The 16,250-nt window shown below is 60.9% G+C and carries 11 protein-coding genes, 1 tRNA gene and 1 riboswitch; of the genes, 5 read left to right on the top strand and 7 right to left on the bottom strand.

Annotated elements, in window-relative coordinates; all coding sequences use genetic code 11:
• Positions 1–7: 7 nt before the first annotated feature.
• Positions 8–1,435 carry a M48 family metalloprotease gene (locus RID42_05525; protein ID MEQ8247123.1) on the bottom strand — a complete coding sequence of 476 codons (1,428 nt, stop codon included), beginning with the start codon at positions 1,433–1,435 and terminating at the stop codon, positions 8–10.
• 156 nt (positions 1,436–1,591) lie between these two features.
• Here RID42_05525 and RID42_05520 point away from each other — a divergent pair.
• The 5 genes from RID42_05520 to RID42_05500 all read left to right on the top strand — a co-directional run bounded on the left by RID42_05520 (position 1,592) and on the right by RID42_05500 (position 7,731).
• Positions 1,592–1,668 (top strand) — tRNA-Arg (locus RID42_05520).
• Between the two features lie 23 nt (positions 1,669–1,691).
• On the top strand, positions 1,692–2,474 hold the full coding sequence (locus RID42_05515; GenBank protein MEQ8247122.1) for a phytanoyl-CoA dioxygenase family protein: 783 nt from the start codon (positions 1,692–1,694) through the stop codon (positions 2,472–2,474).
• A gap of 74 nt (positions 2,475–2,548) precedes the next feature.
• A complete protein-coding gene (locus RID42_05510; GenBank protein MEQ8247121.1) occupies positions 2,549–5,785 on the top strand; it encodes a PAS-domain containing protein in 3,237 nt (1,078 codons plus the stop codon).
• Positions 5,786–5,814: 29 nt separating this feature from the next.
• Positions 5,815–6,444: a response regulator gene (locus RID42_05505; protein MEQ8247120.1), complete on the top strand. Its 630-nt coding sequence runs from the start codon at positions 5,815–5,817 to the stop codon at positions 6,442–6,444.
• 99 nt (positions 6,445–6,543) lie between these two features.
• Entirely contained in the window at positions 6,544–7,731 is a 1,188-nt protein-coding gene (locus tag RID42_05500) for an EAL domain-containing response regulator (GenBank protein MEQ8247119.1), read from the top strand.
• Here the strand turns inward: RID42_05500 and RID42_05495 are convergent.
• The 6 genes from RID42_05495 to RID42_05470 all read right to left on the bottom strand — a co-directional run bounded on the left by RID42_05495 (position 7,728) and on the right by RID42_05470 (position 15,775).
• A complete protein-coding gene (locus RID42_05495; protein MEQ8247118.1) occupies positions 7,728–10,046 on the bottom strand; it encodes a xanthine dehydrogenase family protein molybdopterin-binding subunit in 2,319 nt (772 codons plus the stop codon). The two genes, RID42_05500 and RID42_05495, sit on opposite strands and share 4 nt — an antisense overlap.
• 87 nt (positions 10,047–10,133) lie before the next feature.
• Positions 10,134–11,162: a TonB family protein gene (locus RID42_05490; GenBank protein ID MEQ8247117.1), complete on the bottom strand. Its 1,029-nt coding sequence runs from the start codon at positions 11,160–11,162 to the stop codon at positions 10,134–10,136.
• Entirely contained in the window at positions 11,159–11,959 is an 801-nt protein-coding gene (locus RID42_05485; protein MEQ8247116.1) for an ABC transporter ATP-binding protein, read from the bottom strand. The genes RID42_05490 and RID42_05485 overlap by 4 nt, the downstream gene beginning before the upstream one ends.
• On the bottom strand, positions 11,956–12,990 hold the full coding sequence (locus RID42_05480) for an iron ABC transporter permease (GenBank protein ID MEQ8247115.1): 1,035 nt from the start codon (positions 12,988–12,990) through the stop codon (positions 11,956–11,958). Before RID42_05480 ends, RID42_05485 begins: the two co-directional genes overlap by 4 nt.
• Positions 12,987–13,796: an ABC transporter substrate-binding protein gene (locus RID42_05475; protein MEQ8247114.1), complete on the bottom strand. Its 810-nt coding sequence runs from the start codon at positions 13,794–13,796 to the stop codon at positions 12,987–12,989. The genes RID42_05480 and RID42_05475 overlap by 4 nt, the downstream gene beginning before the upstream one ends.
• 32 nt (positions 13,797–13,828) lie before the next feature.
• Positions 13,829–15,775, bottom strand: a complete 1,947-nt coding sequence (locus RID42_05470; GenBank protein ID MEQ8247113.1) for a TonB-dependent receptor — start codon at positions 15,773–15,775, stop codon at positions 13,829–13,831.
• Between the two features lie 187 nt (positions 15,776–15,962).
• Positions 15,963–16,154, bottom strand: a riboswitch (cobalamin riboswitch).
• Positions 16,155–16,250 lie beyond the last annotated feature (96 nt).

Here is a 16,250-nt window from a genome sequence, read left to right as displayed (position 1 = left end):
AACGGCCTTACTCGGCAATAACCTTTACCTTCTGCCCGGGCAGCGGTTCTTCGCCAGGATCGAATCCGTTGAGCACCCTGAACCGATCGGCCTTCCAATCGGTAAACGGTAAGCCCGCGGCGAGCGATTCGATCGATGCGCCCACCGGTACCTGGAGAATCTCGACCGTCAAAGGGACGAGGTCGGACGCCTCCCGTTGGGTTAACGGCCGCAACGAAAACGTCATCCTTTGAAAATCTTCACGCAGGGCCGCTGCGCGCGCCGGTTGCGACAAGAACAGCAGGCGGTAGAGCTTGTTGCCCGGAAACTGAACCACCACAAATCGGGCGTCGAGCGATCCACGGTAATCGTCGAGTTTGCCAGATAGCTGCGCCGACGCGGTCGCAGCCGGCAGGCCATTGACGACAATTCGCTCAGCCTCGCGTAAGCGCAAGTCGGGCGCCCATATCTGGGTCAGATAGACCAGGGGATCGGGGTGGGATTCGTCCCGGCGCGCTGCATCGAAGCGAACGACAGCCGCGTTCTTTTGGCGGGCATAGACCGCTTGCTCGGTGTTAACCAACCGGAAGCCAGGCGGCGCCTCGAACGTTATGCCAAGATCGGGATGAGAAAAGCGGCGCCCCCGCACAAGACCTTGGGCGGGGTCATCGCCATAGACCAAGCCCGAAATCGCGGCAAACAGTTCGTCTTGGCGCGTGGCACCCGGAGAACCCGCCGCCAGCGCCGCCGCCCGCGCCACCCGATCCGGCGTATTGGGATGGGTCGCGAAGAAATCCGCTTCCGGTAGGTCCTGGTCCAACAGCTTTTCTTGGAGGGCTTTGTTGCGCGCTAGGTTCTCGAGAAATCCCGCCATCGCGCCCGGCGCATAGCCGGCATTCCGCAAATAGCGCACGCCAAGTTGGTCGGCTTGGTATTCCTGGTCGCGCGAGAAACTCGCCAAGTAGAGCTCGCTGCCTAATTGCGCCAACTGTTCGGCGTCACCGCCAACAGCCGCTCCGAGCAGGGCCGCGCCAAGACCGGCGGCGACGGCTTGGCTGTACCGCTGCGCCGTGTGTCGGGCAACGACATGGCCGATCTCATGCCCGATTACACCGGCAAGCTCCGCCTCGCTATTTGCCAACGCGAGCAGGCCGCGGGTGACGTAAACATAGCCGCCTGGTAATGCGAAGGCGTTCACGTCGGGAGAGTTCAGGACGGTGAAGGTGAACGGGAACGAGGGCATCTCCGAGTTGGCGACCAAACGCCCACCGATTTCCGCGACGTAGCCCCCAACGTCGGAATTGTCGTAGACTCCGCCGAACCTTTCGAGAATCTTGGGGTGCTCTTGGGCGCCCACGCGGACCTCATCCGCGGGCTGCATGAATAGCGTGAATACCGACTCGCCCGTTGCCGGATTTGTCGAGCAGCCGCCGGCCACAAGCGCAAGCACAGCCATAACGCCAAACCTGCTCCGAATGCGCCGACCAATCATATCCTGTCTCCCAACACCAAACGCGCCGCACCCGCCCAGACTGGCCACCCGCCGCCAACCAACGGCATCTTAGTCCCTACACGTTGACGCCCAAAGGGGCCCATCCTAGAACGGACACGGGCGCCCGTAGCTCAGTAGGATAGAGCACAGGATTCCTAATCCTGGGGTCGCAGGTTCGAATCCTGCCGGGCGCGCCATTTGGACCGCAGTGGGAGTGAACATGTTGAACGAAAGCCAGGTCGCCGCCTACAAATCCGTCGGCGCACTTCTCCTTGAAGGAGTCTTTCGCCCGCCCGAAATCGACATATTGCGCGCAGCGGCAGCGCGCGTCAGCACTGAAAAGCGGCCGAATGTGACACCGGAATTCGCGGGCTCCACGGCCCGCATGGTCCACGGCGCCCACGCCTACGACGATGCTTTCCGGCAGCTATGCCGCCACCCACGCCTCATCGGTCCCGCACAGCAGTTGATCGGGTCCGGCCTCTACGTTCACCAATCCCGTCTCAACTATAACGCCGGCCTCGGGACCGGCGGCTTCGATTGGCACCAAGACTACTCCACTTGGCACAAAGTCGACGGCCTGCCCGAACCGCAGGCGATGATGATCGCCGTTTTCCTAGACGATATGGACGCAACCAACGGTCCGCTCCTGTATATCCCCGGCTCTCACAAGGAGGGGCTGATCGACGATTTCGAACCGGTCGAAGACGCCACCGGCAACGTTTTGATGAAATTGTCCGGCGCCCGACTCCGGACGATGGTCGAAAAAGGAGGCATCGTTGCCGGGATGGGAGCGGCTGGCTCGGTGATGTTCATGCACTGCAATCTCGTTCACGGCTCGAGTGCAAACATTTCGCCGCGTAGGCGCGCCCTATTTTACGTCAACGTCAATTCCGTGGAGAATCCGCAGACCACCTTCGCGCGCGCCGACTACCATGCCGGGCGCGATTTCACCGCGATCGTTCCTGGCAGCGACGACTGCTTGCTCGGCATCTGCCCTTAACCCGTCGCGGAGGCTTGGGAGCGAGCTCCGATCTCGCTGGCTATTCAAAGAACCTGCCTTCAGTATTTGCTGCTATGAGCTTTCTCAGATTGCCGCGAATTTGGCGTCGGAGCGATCCCCGGGTCAGCCCAATCCGGGTCGATGCGTTTGTCCGTCAAACACCGAAGAACGCGCTGATCACCGCGGTTACTGCTGGAACTTTGTGGATACTGCTGAGCAGGTCTGTCCCCCTGTACCTGAGCGTCCCGTGGGTGGTTCTCCATCTTACCGGCGCAGGGTTCTTGTACATCAATTGGTACCGGCGCCGCGGTACGCGCCAGGTCCGGCCCGCCTCCCGAAAGTTCCTAATCCGAGCCCACCTATGGGCGGGTCTTTCTGGAGCTTTGTGGGGTTCGACGGTTCTTTTCTTTCCCTTTGCAACGCCACCGCTTCAGGTCGCCATCCTCGTGGTGGTCGCCGCGATGGCGATCGGCGGGGCGACAACTCTCGCGGCCCTGCCTGGAGCCGCAGCGCTCTTTATTGCCCTAAGTCTGGTTCCCACTTCGATCTACTTTGCCCTGCAGACCGACGTGGCCTTTTTGGGCCTTTCGGTTCTCGGACTAGTGCTGTGCATCGGCATGCTGTCATCTGCAAGAGCCGTCTATGACGCACTCGTTCGCGAGACGGACGCCCACGCCCTCAGTAGCGCCTTGACGGCGCAGTTCAACGATGAGCGCCAGGAGTGGCTGGACTTTTCCGACAATGCCAACGGTTTCGCCCTGTTCGATTTGCAAAACCGTCTGATGATGTGGAACCGGCCGTTCGGGCACCTCCTCGGGATCGATGACAATCACCTTGTTCGAGGCACTCCCCTTCCTGATCTCTTGGCCGCGGGCGTACAGCCTGTCGATGCCACAGGCGATAAGCCCAAGAGCTGGGCAACCATTCTCCAAACAACGATAGAAGGGAGTACGGAAGCCATCGCCCATCTCGCCGACGGTCGCTGGATTCAAATCCGAAGAAATCGGACCGCTCGCAAGAACACGGCGTTTGTTTTCTCCGATGTAACCCAGCTCAAGGAGGCCGAGCGTTCGGCGCAGGAGGCCTACGGCCGTCTTGAGGATGCCGTCTTCAGTATGGAACAGGGCATCATCCTTTATGATGCAAACGACCGTATCGTTCTGTTCAACGATCGATTCGTCGATATTTACCCTGGAACTAGGGCCATATTTGAGCGCGGTAGACATCGCGTCGAGGCGCTTGAGGAAGCGGCGAAACTCGGGCTCATCGGCGACCCCGGCTCAACCGCGACCGACGCATTGGATAGGATTCTCCGCCGCCACACGCACGCCGACGGCAAGCCGGAGATCGTCGGCACCCGAAACGGCCGAACCATCCAAGTTCGCAACGTATCGACACGCGAAGGGGGCTTGATGTCGGTCGCCACCGATGTCACCGACGCCATCCGGCGGGAGGATGCGACACGGCAAAGCCGCGATCAAATGAGGCTCGTCACCGACTCGTTACCGGTCCTCATCGCCTATGTCGGCGCGGACTCCCGGTATCGTTTTGTCAACGCAACCTGCGCGGCATGGTATGGCGCGGAGCAACACGAGATTATCGGAAGGACCGCGAGGGAGATCCTGGGTCCCGAACTGGCCAAACTCATGCCCGCGATCGAGGCAGCAGCTTCGGCCGGCGAAGAAAGGCAAATCGAAACGCGAATCCGTTACCCCGACGGGCGGGCGCGCGACATCAAGGCGATATTCGCCCCCCATACGTCGCCCGAAGGTGAGATTCTCGGACACTTCGAGCTCGTCGAAGACCTCACGGAACAAAAGGAGATCGCGGCAACAGCCAGCCGCAGCACCGGTCAGTTCTCTGCGTTGGTCGACAATTCACCCAACGCCATCTTATTTGCGAATACCGAAGGTCGCATTCAATCGGCAAATCGACCGGCGGAGAAACTGTTCGCTCACGGTCGTACCGATTCGATTGTCGGCATGACCCTCGATGAGATTGGCCTCGACGATGAGGGAAAAGCCCTCCCCGCCGTGTTACAGGCCGGCGGAGGCCATCAGTTCGAAGGGGAACATGTCCGCGTCGACGGCGAAACGCGCCGAGTCCTTTCGTCGCTATTCCCGGTGCAGAACCGCGAGGGCGAATTCATTGGCATCGGTAGCATCAATGCCGACGTGACAACCCAGCGCGCCGCAGAAGTTCAGCTTCGCCAAGCTCAAAAAATGGATGCCGTGGGTCAGCTCACCGGCGGTATTGCGCACGACTTCAACAACCTTTTGACCGTAATTATTGGCAATCTGGAACTCTTGCAGACCAAAAAGCAGGCAGATAGCGATGCCGAGAGATTTCTGGCCTCGTCCGTCAAAGCTGCCCGCCGCGGCGCAGGCTTCACCCAAAGGCTTCTCGCGTTCTCGCGGAAACAGGCGCTTCGTCCTGAAAGCGTTTCGATCGATCGGCTCTTCGTCGATCTTGTCCAGCTAATGAAACGGACCCTCGGTGAGAAAGTCGAAATTCTAACGACCGTCGAGAACCCACCACCTGCCCTCGTCGACCGCAACCAGCTCGAAAACGCGCTCCTCAATTTGGCGGTCAACGCGCGCGACGCGATGCCCGAGGGCGGGCGTCTTTGGTTGACCGCCCGGCCCGTGGACTTGGAAGGCCAGCCCTTTGTGCAAATCGAAGTGACCGACGAGGGCAGCGGCATGCCACCGGAGATATTGGGCCGTGCCGTCGAACCGTTTTATACAACTAAGCCGGCAGGGTCCGGCACCGGCCTGGGTCTCAGTATGGTGTATGGATTTGCGCGGCAATCGGGCGGTCGTTTCGAAATCGATAGTGAAGAAGGGGTGGGGACCACCGTTAGACTTCTACTGCCCGTAGCACCCGAGCGTGCACTAACTGAAGTGCCGAAGGAAAAAGCCGTTACCGACCTGCCACAGGGCACAGAACGGGTCCTGGTCGTTGAAGACGATCCGGATGTTCGTGAAATCGCGGTTGCTGCTCTTTCGTCGCTCGGCTATCAGGTGACCCAGGCTAGCGATGGCCCTGCTGCTGTCCGAGCTGCTGCAAGGCTCGAAGGTTTGGACCTCCTGTTGACCGATGTCGTTCTGCCAAAGGGAATGTCGGGGCCGGACGTTTCGGAGGAGATTACGCGCCTTTTTCCGGGAACGAAGGTTCTTTTTATGTCAGGTTATTCGGGGGACGCCCTGATGGAACACGGGGCTTTGCGACCGGGCATCGAACTGTTATCGAAACCCTACAGCAAAGTGCTACTGGCAAGGCGCGTGCGGTCGGTCCTAGATCAGCGCTAGTCCGGTTGGCGAGCAACGCAGGGGAGCAGATGAGCGGTCAAGACGCACCTACCGTCTTCGTTGTCGACGATGATGAAGGCATTCGACAAATCATTGTCGACTTGGTTAAGACTGTAGGATTGCGGTCCCAAACATTCGAGAACGGCGACGACTTCTTGGCAGCCTACGAACCGACGGCACCGGGTTGCGTGATTTTGGATGTTCGCATGCCAGGCACCAGCGGGCTCGAAATACAAAAAAAGCTTCAAGAACAGCCCGTCCCGCCTCCGGTAATTGTTCTCACCGGGTACGGCGACATCCCCATGACCGTCGAGGCAATGCGCGCCGGTGCCCACGAATTTGTCGAAAAGCCTTTCCGCGCCCAAGATCTATTGGATTCAATTCAGAACTGCCTCCGGGCGGATTCCGAGAACCGCGAGCGCCACCGCACCAAGACAGAGATAGCGACGCGGCTGGATTCCCTGACCGAACGCGAACGAACGGTTCTGGAAATGGTCGTGGAAGGGCTGTCAAATAAGGAAATTGCTCGAGCTCTCGACACCTCGCCGCGAACGGTCGAGGTCCAGCGGATGCGAATGATGAAAAAGATGGAAGCTTCGTCCATTGCCGGATTGGTCCAGATCGCAATCGATGCCGGAATCCAACGCCTGGAGATGTAGCCCCCCCTGCGGGCAAGCCCGCCCCGATAAGTAGACAACCGTGCCGGTTACGGGCATCCCCGCGTATCGCGGACGCCCGCCCCTTGGTATTCCGGTGGCATGGACCGCGTTCCAAAACTGCTGGCCGCCGACGATGAGCCCGGCATCCTCCACGTCGTTGAGGAGGTTGCCGAGTCTATGGGATTTGCGGTCCGGACCGGCGAGAACGGCGCTGCCTTTTGGCAGCACTACGAGGCGTTCACACCAGACGTGATCATGTTGGATCTGGTGATGCCCGACTGCGACGGCGTTGAGGTTCTCCGCCGCCTCGCGGGGGCCGACTGCCGCTCCAAGATAATTTTGATGAGTGGCATGGACGATCGCACACTTCGGTCAGCCGAGCGGATTGCCGCAAACTTGGAGCTCGATATTGCCGGATATCTGCGGAAACCCTTTTCCGTCTCCAGCATGCGAGAGTTATTGAGCAAGGGACGTGGCGTTCCCGCGTCGATCATCGATGCCAAGCGCCTCGCCACCGGCATCGAGAAGGGAGAGTTCGTCAACTATTACCAGCCGAAGGTCCTCCTTCCCAATCGGCAACAACGCTCGTCTATCATGGGCGTCGAGGTTCTTTCCCGCTGGAATCATCCGCACATCGGCCTTGTCGGTCCCGATCAATACGTTTGGATCGCCGAAGAGTCCGGAGCCATTTTGCCCCTTACGTTGGAGATGCTCGAACGCGTGATCGACGACCTAAAAGGATGGCACGCGGCAGGACATCAGCTCGCTGCGGCGGTCAACCTCTCGCCGGCTTTGCTTACGGACATCACGTTACCCGACACCATCGCCGCACTCTTGAAAGATGGCGGAATCGCGCCCGCATATCTCATCCTAGAAGTTACCGAAACGGGGGCCATGCAAAATGTGGCGTTGTCCATGGACATCCTGACTCGATTTCGCCTCAAAGGGATTCAACTTTCGATCGACGATTTCGGCACTGGATACTCCTCGCTCATTCAGCTCTATCGGATGCCGTTCGGCGAATTAAAGATCGATCGATCCTTCGTCCATTCATTGCCAAGCGACGACGAAGCCGCGCACATCGTTCGGTCTATCGTCGATCTCGCCCATAATCTTGGCTTGAGCGTTTGTGCCGAAGGCGTCGAAACCCAAGTCGCGTTCGACTATCTGACCAACGCCGGCTGCGACTACGCACAAGGGTATTTCATCTCACCCCCGGTGCCGGCAGGTGAACTGAAACGCATTCTGGAACGCCCGCTCGCTATTGAAGCACGCGCTACGGCCTAGTCTCGCTGGAGCGCCGACCATACACGGTGCGGTGTCGCGGGCATGTCCAAGGTGTGCACGCCGCGTGCGCCGAGTGCATCGATGATGGCATTCATCAAACACGGCATTGCCCCAACCGTGCCGGCTTCGCCCGCCCCTTTGATTCCGAGCGGATTCAGGGCCGTCGGGACCGGGTTGCTAAGAACTTCAAAAAACGGGAGATCAAGGGCCCGCGGCATGCAGTAGTCCATAAAGGATCCCGAGAGCTGCTGCCCGCTTTCGGTGTCCCACACGATGTCTTCCATCCCAATCTGCCCGATACCTTGGGCAATGCCGCCATGGATCTGGCCCTTCAGCAGCATCGGATTCATGACATTGCCGACATCGTCCACGACGACGTAGCGGAGAATCTCCACCACGCCGGTTTCAGGGTCGATCTCAACTTCGCAGGCATGGCAACCGTTGGGAAAGGTTGCACCGATAGGCGAAAAAGCTGCGCGTTCGTGCAGTCCGGGCTCCATACCAGGCGGTAGCTTCGGAGCGTTGAACGCCTGCGCCGCCGCCTCAAGGAGCGTGGTCCTGCGATCGGTGCCGACGACAGAGAAGACGCCGCTCGCAAATTCGATATCGGTGGGGTCGGCTTCCATCGCGTGCGCCACGATCAGTCGACACTTTTCGATGATCTTGTCCGCGGCACGCGCCAACGCTGCGCCACCCAGGCCGGATGACCGCGAACCAAAAGTGCCGAAGCCGTGCGCGACAAGATCGGTATCGCCCTGTACATAGCGGACGTTATCGAAATCTAACCCGAGCTTTCCGGATAGAAGTTGTTTGAATACCGTTTCGTGCCCTTGGCCATGGGAATGGGTCCCCATAAGCAGCGTGACTCCACCCGAAGGATCGAAACGAATTTCGGCGGTTTCCTCGCCGAGAGCCGCAGCGCGTTCGATCACGTTGGCTAATCCAAAACCGCGCAGCTTGCCGTTCTTGGCCGATTCATCCGCGCGCCGGCGGTAGTCGGCGTAGTCGATCGCCGTCAGTGCCATATCCATATTGCGTTCGAATTCGCCGCAATCGTAGGTAAAGACGAGCCCCGTCTTGAATGGCATTTCGTCGGGGCTGATCGTGTTGCGCCGCCGTAAGTCAACACGGTCGATGCCGAGTTCCCGCGCAGCCGCATCGATCAGGCGTTCTATCGTATAGGAGGCCTCCGGGCGGCCCGCGCCCCGGTAGGCCGCCGTCGAGGGCGTGTTGGCCAGCGCGCCCGTCACCGTGACATGGATGGCCGGTGTGCGATAAACCCCGGCTAGCCCGCCGACGTTCAATGTCGCGGGCCCGGCGCCGCCCATTGAAACATACGCGCCGAGCGCGGCAACGGTTTGCACGCGCAGCGCCAGAAACGTGCCGTCTTTGTCCAAGGCCAGTTCGGCGTGCGTTCGATTGTCCCGCGCTTGATCGTCGGCGATAAATGCCTCGGACCGTTCGATCGTCCATCGCACCGGACGGCGCAATAGCCGCGCCGCATGCAGCACCAATGACATCTCCGGGTAAGGCGAAGAACGCATACCGAACGCGCCGCCCATATCCGGACTGACCACCCGTAGCTGGCTCTCGGGGATATTGAGAAACTGCCGCGCCAGGACCCGGCGCGTGATATGCGGATTTTGAACGCCGCAGTAGAGCACCAACCGTTCTTCCACAGGGTCAAATGCAGCGACCGCGGCGCGCGGTTCCATCGGCGCTGCCGACACGCGGTTAACGATAAGATCGAGTCGCGTCACATGGTCCGCGCGGGCAAAGGCCGCCGCGACAGCTGCCTGGTCGCCCGCCTCGAAACGGAACGAGACGTTGTCGGGACAGTCCTCCCAGACCGCGACGGCGTCCGGATTTAGCGCCTCAAGCGTATCGATTACTGCCGCGACCGGCTTATAGTCGACCTGGATAGCTTCCGCAGCAGCACGAGCGATCTCCAAGGTCTCCGCGACAACAAAGGCAACCGGATCCCCTACAAACCGTACCCGTCCGTCGACCACGAGCGGTCGGCGCGGCGCTTTGAACATGGGCGTGCCGTCCGGGCGCTTGTAATCGGCCATCGACGCCGCAAACCCCAGACCGGCGGCCACAACGTCTTCGCCCGTCAGGACCGACAGAACGCCGGGTATCGCCACTGCGTGTTCGGTGTCGATGCTGAGAATTTCGGCCGCGGCATGGGGCGAGCGTAGTACGACAGCGCGCGCCTCTCCGGGCAGAACATGATCGTCGGTGTAGCGTCCGCGTCCGCACAACAATCGATCGTCTTCCGCCCGGACGACCGCTTCTCCCAAACCTGCTTTCACGTTTTCGCTCCCGACGCCGAAGATAGACCGCCACAAGACTAGCGGTGCCCGCACCAACCGTCACTGTAAAGCCGGTGTTATCCCGGCCTATTCCCGTGCGGAGGTTGTTTCGCTCGCGAGAAGAAAGACGATCGGGACCGCAATAGTCGACGCAACCGGATGACCGCTACGCCGGGCAGGGATGAACGTCCAATTGCGCACAGCCTCCAGGGCCGACCGGTCCAGAAGCCGGTGGCCGCTGGATTCAGCGACCGACGCATTGAGAACGCCGCCGTTGCGCCCGACCGACACCTCTATCACAACCCGTCCTTCGGCGCCCGTCCGCCGCGCCGCGTAGGGGTATTTCGGCGGGCGGTTTCCGAGCGCCGTCCCAGCATACCGCGCCGGTTCCCTGCCAACCTCGTCCGTAGGGGCAACACCACTCGCTCTGCTTGGGGGGAGGGCGGCCAGGGACAATGCATGCTGTATCGCCGTAGGCATGGCTGTCGGTCCGCCGCGCGTGACCGACGGCGTGTTATCTTCTGTCGTCGGGCCCGACTGTGCCTGAGCGGCAGTTACCGGTGGGTCCCCAACCGGTGGCGTCGCGACGCTCGTGGCTTGTGACGGTGGTGGCATCGGTTTGTTTCGCGGTGCGTGCCCGGTCCAACTAGGCTTCCTGTCCGCCGCAGAAATCGGTGTCGCCACAGCAGCTTTTTCCACCGGGTGTTGTTCCGCGGTTCTAAAGTCCGACGGCATGTGATCTTGCTCGCTACCAACACTCACCCCGTCGGATTCTTCACGGATTGGCGGTGCGGACTCGCCTTTTGTGGCAATCCCCGAGGCTGGAGATGGCGTTGTTGGATCGGTCGATTCGTTTGCCCGGTCGGTGGGCGCCGATCCGCTTACCTCTTCCGGATGCTCCAATTCCGGTAAAGCGGTCGCGGCATACGCCGCAGCGGCGATCTCGGTGCCCGGCGCCGGTTCAGTCGACGCGGCTTCGACTTCGAAGATTAGATCGGTAACGATGATGTTCGGATGATCGGGAGATCCTGTACTCGAGAACCCGACGAGTAACGCCACCGCGGCGACGGCATGAACGGTCGTTGATAGAAAGAGCGTAAAGCCGAGCGATCTCACGGCAAAGCCTCGATCGTCGTTTCACCGAGTCGCCGCAGCGCTACGACGCTCGGAACCCCGAGGTGATACTGAAGCGCACCCTCGACGCCATATGCGGCGCGGAGGTTTTCCGACACTAGAACCGCCGACGGCGCTCCGTCGGCGAATATTCGACCCTCATGGAGCAAGACCGTACGGTCGCAATACCGCGCGGCGAGGCTGAGGTCGTGCAGCACAACCACCGCGGTCTTCCCGGCCTTGCAGCGATCCCGAATGAGGTCGAGAACCAAGAGTTGGTGGTTGAGGTCCAACGCCGCGACGGGCTCGTCGGCAAGTAAGATCGCAGGGTCGTTCGCCAATGCCCGAGCCAATACCACACGGGCGCGCTCGCCGGTGGAAAGCGCCGAGACCGTCCGACCGATCAAGTGGGCGGCGGAAACGGCCTCAAGCGCGCCGCTGATCGCCGCGTGATCGGCTTCACGCAAACGCTGCCAGCCATCGAGATGCGGTATGCGCCCGAGCGCAACAAGACGTTCAACCGAAAGCGGCCAATGAATTTCGGTGCCTGCGGGTAAAAACGATAGGCGACGGGCCAACTCAGAACGAGCCAGTGCCTCGATGGATGTTCCATCGATCTGTACGCGCCCGGTCTCGCACCGCTGTAGCCCGGCAAGGGCGCGCAGCAGTGTCGTCTTCCCGGACCCATTGGGCCCGATCAGACCGACCAGCGTTCCAGCGTGAGCTTCCAGCGACACTCTGTGCAGCACCGGGCGTCCGCCCAGATGAGCCGAAATATCCTCTGCTCGAATCCCGTTCATCGCATGGACCGGCGGATGTGTAGAAGGAGGTAGAGGAAGAACGGTGCGCCGACGATTGCCGTTACCACCCCTAGCTGAAGATCGGGCTCGACCGGCACGAGGCGTGTCGCGATATCGGCCGCTAACACCAGCGCTGCCCCACCAAGGGCGCTCGGGAGCATGAGACGGCCGGGCTCATGCCCGACCAAGGGTCGGATCAGGTGGGGAACGACCAAACCGACGAACCCTATCGTTCCGGAGACCGATACCGCCGCACCAACGGCAACCGCGGTTCCAAGAATGAGCCGCGCACGGACAATGCGCAGATTGATCCCGAGCGACCGCGCCACGTCTTCCCCAAGCGACAACGCATTGAGCGCACGGCCAGTCCCGGCCAAAAGGACGGCACCCACGACCATCAGGGGCAGTGCGATTCTGACGTGATCGAAGGACCGGTCGGCCAAAGAACCCAATAGCCAGAAGACGATCTCAAGCGCCGCATAGGGGCTGGGGGCGAGATTGAGGGCAAGGGAGGTCAGGGCACCGGCAAAAGCGTTCAGCGCCACACCCGCCAAGATCAACGTCAGAATGCTCGCATCGCGTCCGGCAAGCACGTAGGTCAGCAGGACCGCGACTAGTGCCCCTGCCATGCCGGCAACCGGCAGGGCAAAACTCGATGCCTGGGCAAAGCCAAAGTAGAGGGCGATGACGGCCCCGAGTCCGGCTGACGCCGACACCCCGAGAATGCCGGGTTCAGCCAAGGGGTTTCGCAACAGGCCCTGCATTGCCGCGCCGGCAACCCCCAAAGTCGCTCCGACCAACGCGGCAAGCAGCGCCCGCGGGAATCGAATTTCGCCCAGGATCATGGCCGCGGTCGAGTTCTCGCCGGCCATCAGTTGTGTCACCGCCGCGACAAACGCGAGCGGAACCCGGCCAACGATCATCGACGCGAGCGCGAGAACCAACACGAGCAGACCGAGCGTAACGATCAACCCCATGTCGGAGGACGCGCGCTGCCGCGCCGCCTGAGCTTCCGAAGGGACCGCCGTCATTGCGTCGCCTGTGCCAGGAAGGTGACGGCATCGACGGTATAAGGACCACCGCAAGTCCATAGCGCCGGATCGATTTGGATGATCCGGTTACCGAAGTGCCGCAGCGCCGGATGCGCGAGTACATCCCGAGCGAGCGATGGAAACGCCACCGCCGGTTGGTTGATAACGATGATCTCCGGGTCGGCACGGAGAATTTCTTCCAGCCCGATCTGGCCGTAGCCGCGGATTCCCAATTCAATAGCAACGTTCCGAAGACCGGCTGCCTCGAGAACCTCATGGACCAAGGTGCCGATTCCGCTGGTAAAACCCCGAACACCTAATACCAACGCCCGTCGTCCCGGACGACGATCGACCGAAATTGCCGCCAACCGGCGGTTCATTTCCGCGACCATCTCTTCGCCGCGGTCGGCCTCACCGAGGCGTTGCGACAAAAGGCGAATCTGATCGCGAATATCGGCAAAGGATTCGGGGATCGGTAAATCGATGACCTCGAGCCCAAACCTCTGCAGCATGGCGACGGTGGGCCGCGCCGCGAAACGTCCGGCCACAACCAAATCCGGTTGCAGGGCGAGCACTTCTTCGGAACGACCGTGGTTGACCGTAATGCCCTGGGCGCGACGCGCCACATAGGAGATCGAAGGGTCGGCTGACAGGTGCGTGAGAGACAGCACGTTGTCGCGGTCTGCCAGAAGCGATACCAGTTGGTCGGCGCACAGGTTTATTGAGACGACCCGAGGCGAAGCCGGTGTTGCCGTCTGGGCGGCGACCGGGTTCGCCGCGACAGCCATGGCACCAGTCAGTGCCATGGCGAACACCGCAGACCAGCGTGACGTCACGCTCAGAACCTCACCCGAGCACCGACGACAACGGCTCGGCTGGACCCTGCTAGTCCATCGGCGGTCTCGTACTTCCGGTTCAACAGATTATTGATCCTGCCGAAAAGCGACGCACCGTCGTTTAGGTCGTAATTCGCGGAGACATTGACGAGCGTGTGACTGCCTTTGTTGATCTCTTGGGACGAGGCAAGGGGATTTCCCGAAACATCCTTCCCCGGACCGTTGAACCGCATCCCGCCGATCACAGACAACCGGTCGCTCGCATGGTAGCGAACTTCCGCACTCAATTTTTGCTTGGGTCGCCGGCGCAGATCGCCCCCGGTCGCTTTGTTCTCGGCCCGCGTGAACGTATGGTCGAGCCTGACCGAGACGTTTGGCGTTACGCCGGCGCTGATGAACGATTCGAATCCGAAGATGTCCGCCCGTGCTAGGTTGATGACAGTCGAATTCGATCCGGTGAACTTGGTCTCCAGCAAGTTTTTGATTTCTTGGTCGAAATAGGTCGATCCCACCGTAACCCTGCCCGTCATAACAGACTGTTCGAAACCGACCTCCCACCCGATGCTCTCCTCGGCCCTCAGGTTGGGATCGCCTCTAAAGGTGCCGCCGTTGCTGCTACGGGTGTTGCCGAACAGCTGAAACAGGGCCGGCGCTCGGAATCCCGTACCGACAGCTGCTTTGATGCGAAGCCCCCGTTCCGGAAAGGCGACGACAGGTGCCAGCCGGAAGGTGAGTTTCGAGCCCAGTGTGTCGTGATCGTCGTAACGAAAGCCCAGCGTGCCGAACACCCGGTCACCGTAGGCAAACTGATCCTGGACGTAAGCCGCGTTTGTGCGGGCATCCGAATCGGTCGTTCCGACAATTGTGAAGCCGCTGAAATTGGAGAATTGGGTGTTCTTGAGAGAATCGAGTTCGGTCTCCAGCCCGAGTGTCAGAATGTGGTCTTCGACCACGAAGAAGTTGTTTTGAATTTCATACTTGGTCTTGGCCCCCAGGTCGTCGCTCCGTTGAAGCGTGTTGGCGATTCCAGGCACATTGAACGAATCTCGCGTGTGACGGGTCACCGACGCGCCGACGATTGACTCCATGAGTCCGCCGAAGAAATCTAACGTTGCATCGGCACGACCGAACCATTGGCGGGTCCTCTCGTAAGCGTCAGGGTCCTCGATCGGTTGATCGGTCTCCGAACGGGTTCTGACGTGGTGGAGGGCAAACCCGAAGTTCACGCTATCGGACGCTTCATAGGCGAGGTGCACCGATGCTGAACGTTGGGTATAGCCGTCGTCTTCCTCGGTGGCGCCCGCTTGCAGCGCGCGAATACGCGCTGGCGAGACGCTTTCGCCGTCGCTATCGAGGTAGCTCGAACCCAGGGCATACCGGAGACGGCCGCGGCTTCCAGCGACCTGTAGCGTGCCGTTGACCGTGTCGAAGGCACCGCCTTCACCCTGAATGAGATACTGCGTCGGGCCGGTCCCGAGTTTCGTCGTGATGCTAATGACCGCGCCAATCGCATCGGATCCAAACAGCGTGCTTTGGGGGCCGCGCACGACTTCGATGCGTTCGATATCCGCCGTCAAGAGATGGGCAAAGTTGAACGCGCCGTTTGGCGTACTGGTATCGCTCATTTCGACGCCGTCGATCACGATCAGCGTATGGTTGCTGTTGCTGCCGCGCGAGAACACGGAGGTTTGTTTTCCCAACCCACCTGACTGGACAACCTGAAGGCCCGGCACGTCTCCAAGAACCTCCACCAGGGTTCGCTGTTGTTTGGCCGCGATATCCTCCGCTGTAACGACCGTGACAGAACTCGCGACGCGTTCCCGCGCGGTCGGCAGTCGACTCGCCGTCACGACGGTCTCAGGCAACACCCCCTGGGACCGGGCAGGTTCGGGCAAGCTAGCGGCAAGCAAGGCCAAGGCAATCGCCGTGGCAGTCAATTTCTTTTCCATAGGATTCTCCGAAGCGATGAACGAGGCGTACGTTCGCAGCGTCGAAGGCCGGAAGAGATTCCAGCGACCGATTCTTGGCGGTTCGTATCTTCGGAAAGGCGAATGCTTCCATCTCGCGGACCCCCAGCTACGACGTACAATCGTCGCCACCACTACGGAAATCCGCACCACCGAGCGCCCCGATCGACGGATGGGTGACGTCGACGGCAGGTCTCCTGGCTCGCGGGTCATCGCCGACGCCCTGCCTTCCCGGTCTCCCAGTGGCACGTACGGACGCTAGCTCGTCGCTTACAGTTGCGGGGGCAGCCACGGTTTCGGCCTAAGCCTCACCGTGTTCCCTTTTCACCCCTTGCGGGGAACCGTCGACACCATTGTCACACGCCGCGGGTGGGTTGAGTCAAGCCTGGGCGATGGTGCCAGTCGCACCGACCGCCCAACCCGATGCCGCCAATCGTTCGAGAACGTCTGGTTCGCC

This window comes from Alphaproteobacteria bacterium, from assembly GCA_040216735.1.
GTDB lineage: Bacteria > Pseudomonadota > Alphaproteobacteria > SHVP01 > SHVP01 > CALJDF01.
Note: the sequence above shows the minus strand (reverse complement) of the source record. Positions and strands in the feature narration are given on the sequence as shown.

Excerpts from the sequence above, each read along its gene's own strand:
- RID42_05485 (MEQ8247116.1), bottom strand. The coding sequence starts at position 11,959 with ATGAACGGGATTCGAGCAGAGGATATTTCGGCTCATCTGGGCGGACGC.
- RID42_05475 (MEQ8247114.1), bottom strand. The coding sequence starts at position 13,796 with ATGGCACTGACTGGTGCCATGGCTGTCGCGGCGAACCCGGTCGCCGCC.
- RID42_05500 (MEQ8247119.1), top strand. The coding sequence starts at position 6,544 with ATGGACCGCGTTCCAAAACTGCTGGCCGCCGACGATGAGCCCGGCATC.
- RID42_05510 (MEQ8247121.1), top strand. The coding sequence starts at position 2,549 with ATGAGCTTTCTCAGATTGCCGCGAATTTGGCGTCGGAGCGATCCCCGG.
- RID42_05505 (MEQ8247120.1), top strand. The coding sequence starts at position 5,815 with ATGAGCGGTCAAGACGCACCTACCGTCTTCGTTGTCGACGATGATGAA.
- RID42_05470 (MEQ8247113.1), bottom strand. The coding sequence starts at position 15,775 with ATGGAAAAGAAATTGACTGCCACGGCGATTGCCTTGGCCTTGCTTGCC.
- RID42_05515 (MEQ8247122.1), top strand. The coding sequence starts at position 1,692 with ATGTTGAACGAAAGCCAGGTCGCCGCCTACAAATCCGTCGGCGCACTT.
- RID42_05525 (MEQ8247123.1), bottom strand. The coding sequence starts at position 1,435 with ATGGCTGTGCTTGCGCTTGTGGCCGGCGGCTGCTCGACAAATCCGGCA.
- RID42_05480 (MEQ8247115.1), bottom strand. The coding sequence starts at position 12,990 with ATGACGGCGGTCCCTTCGGAAGCTCAGGCGGCGCGGCAGCGCGCGTCC.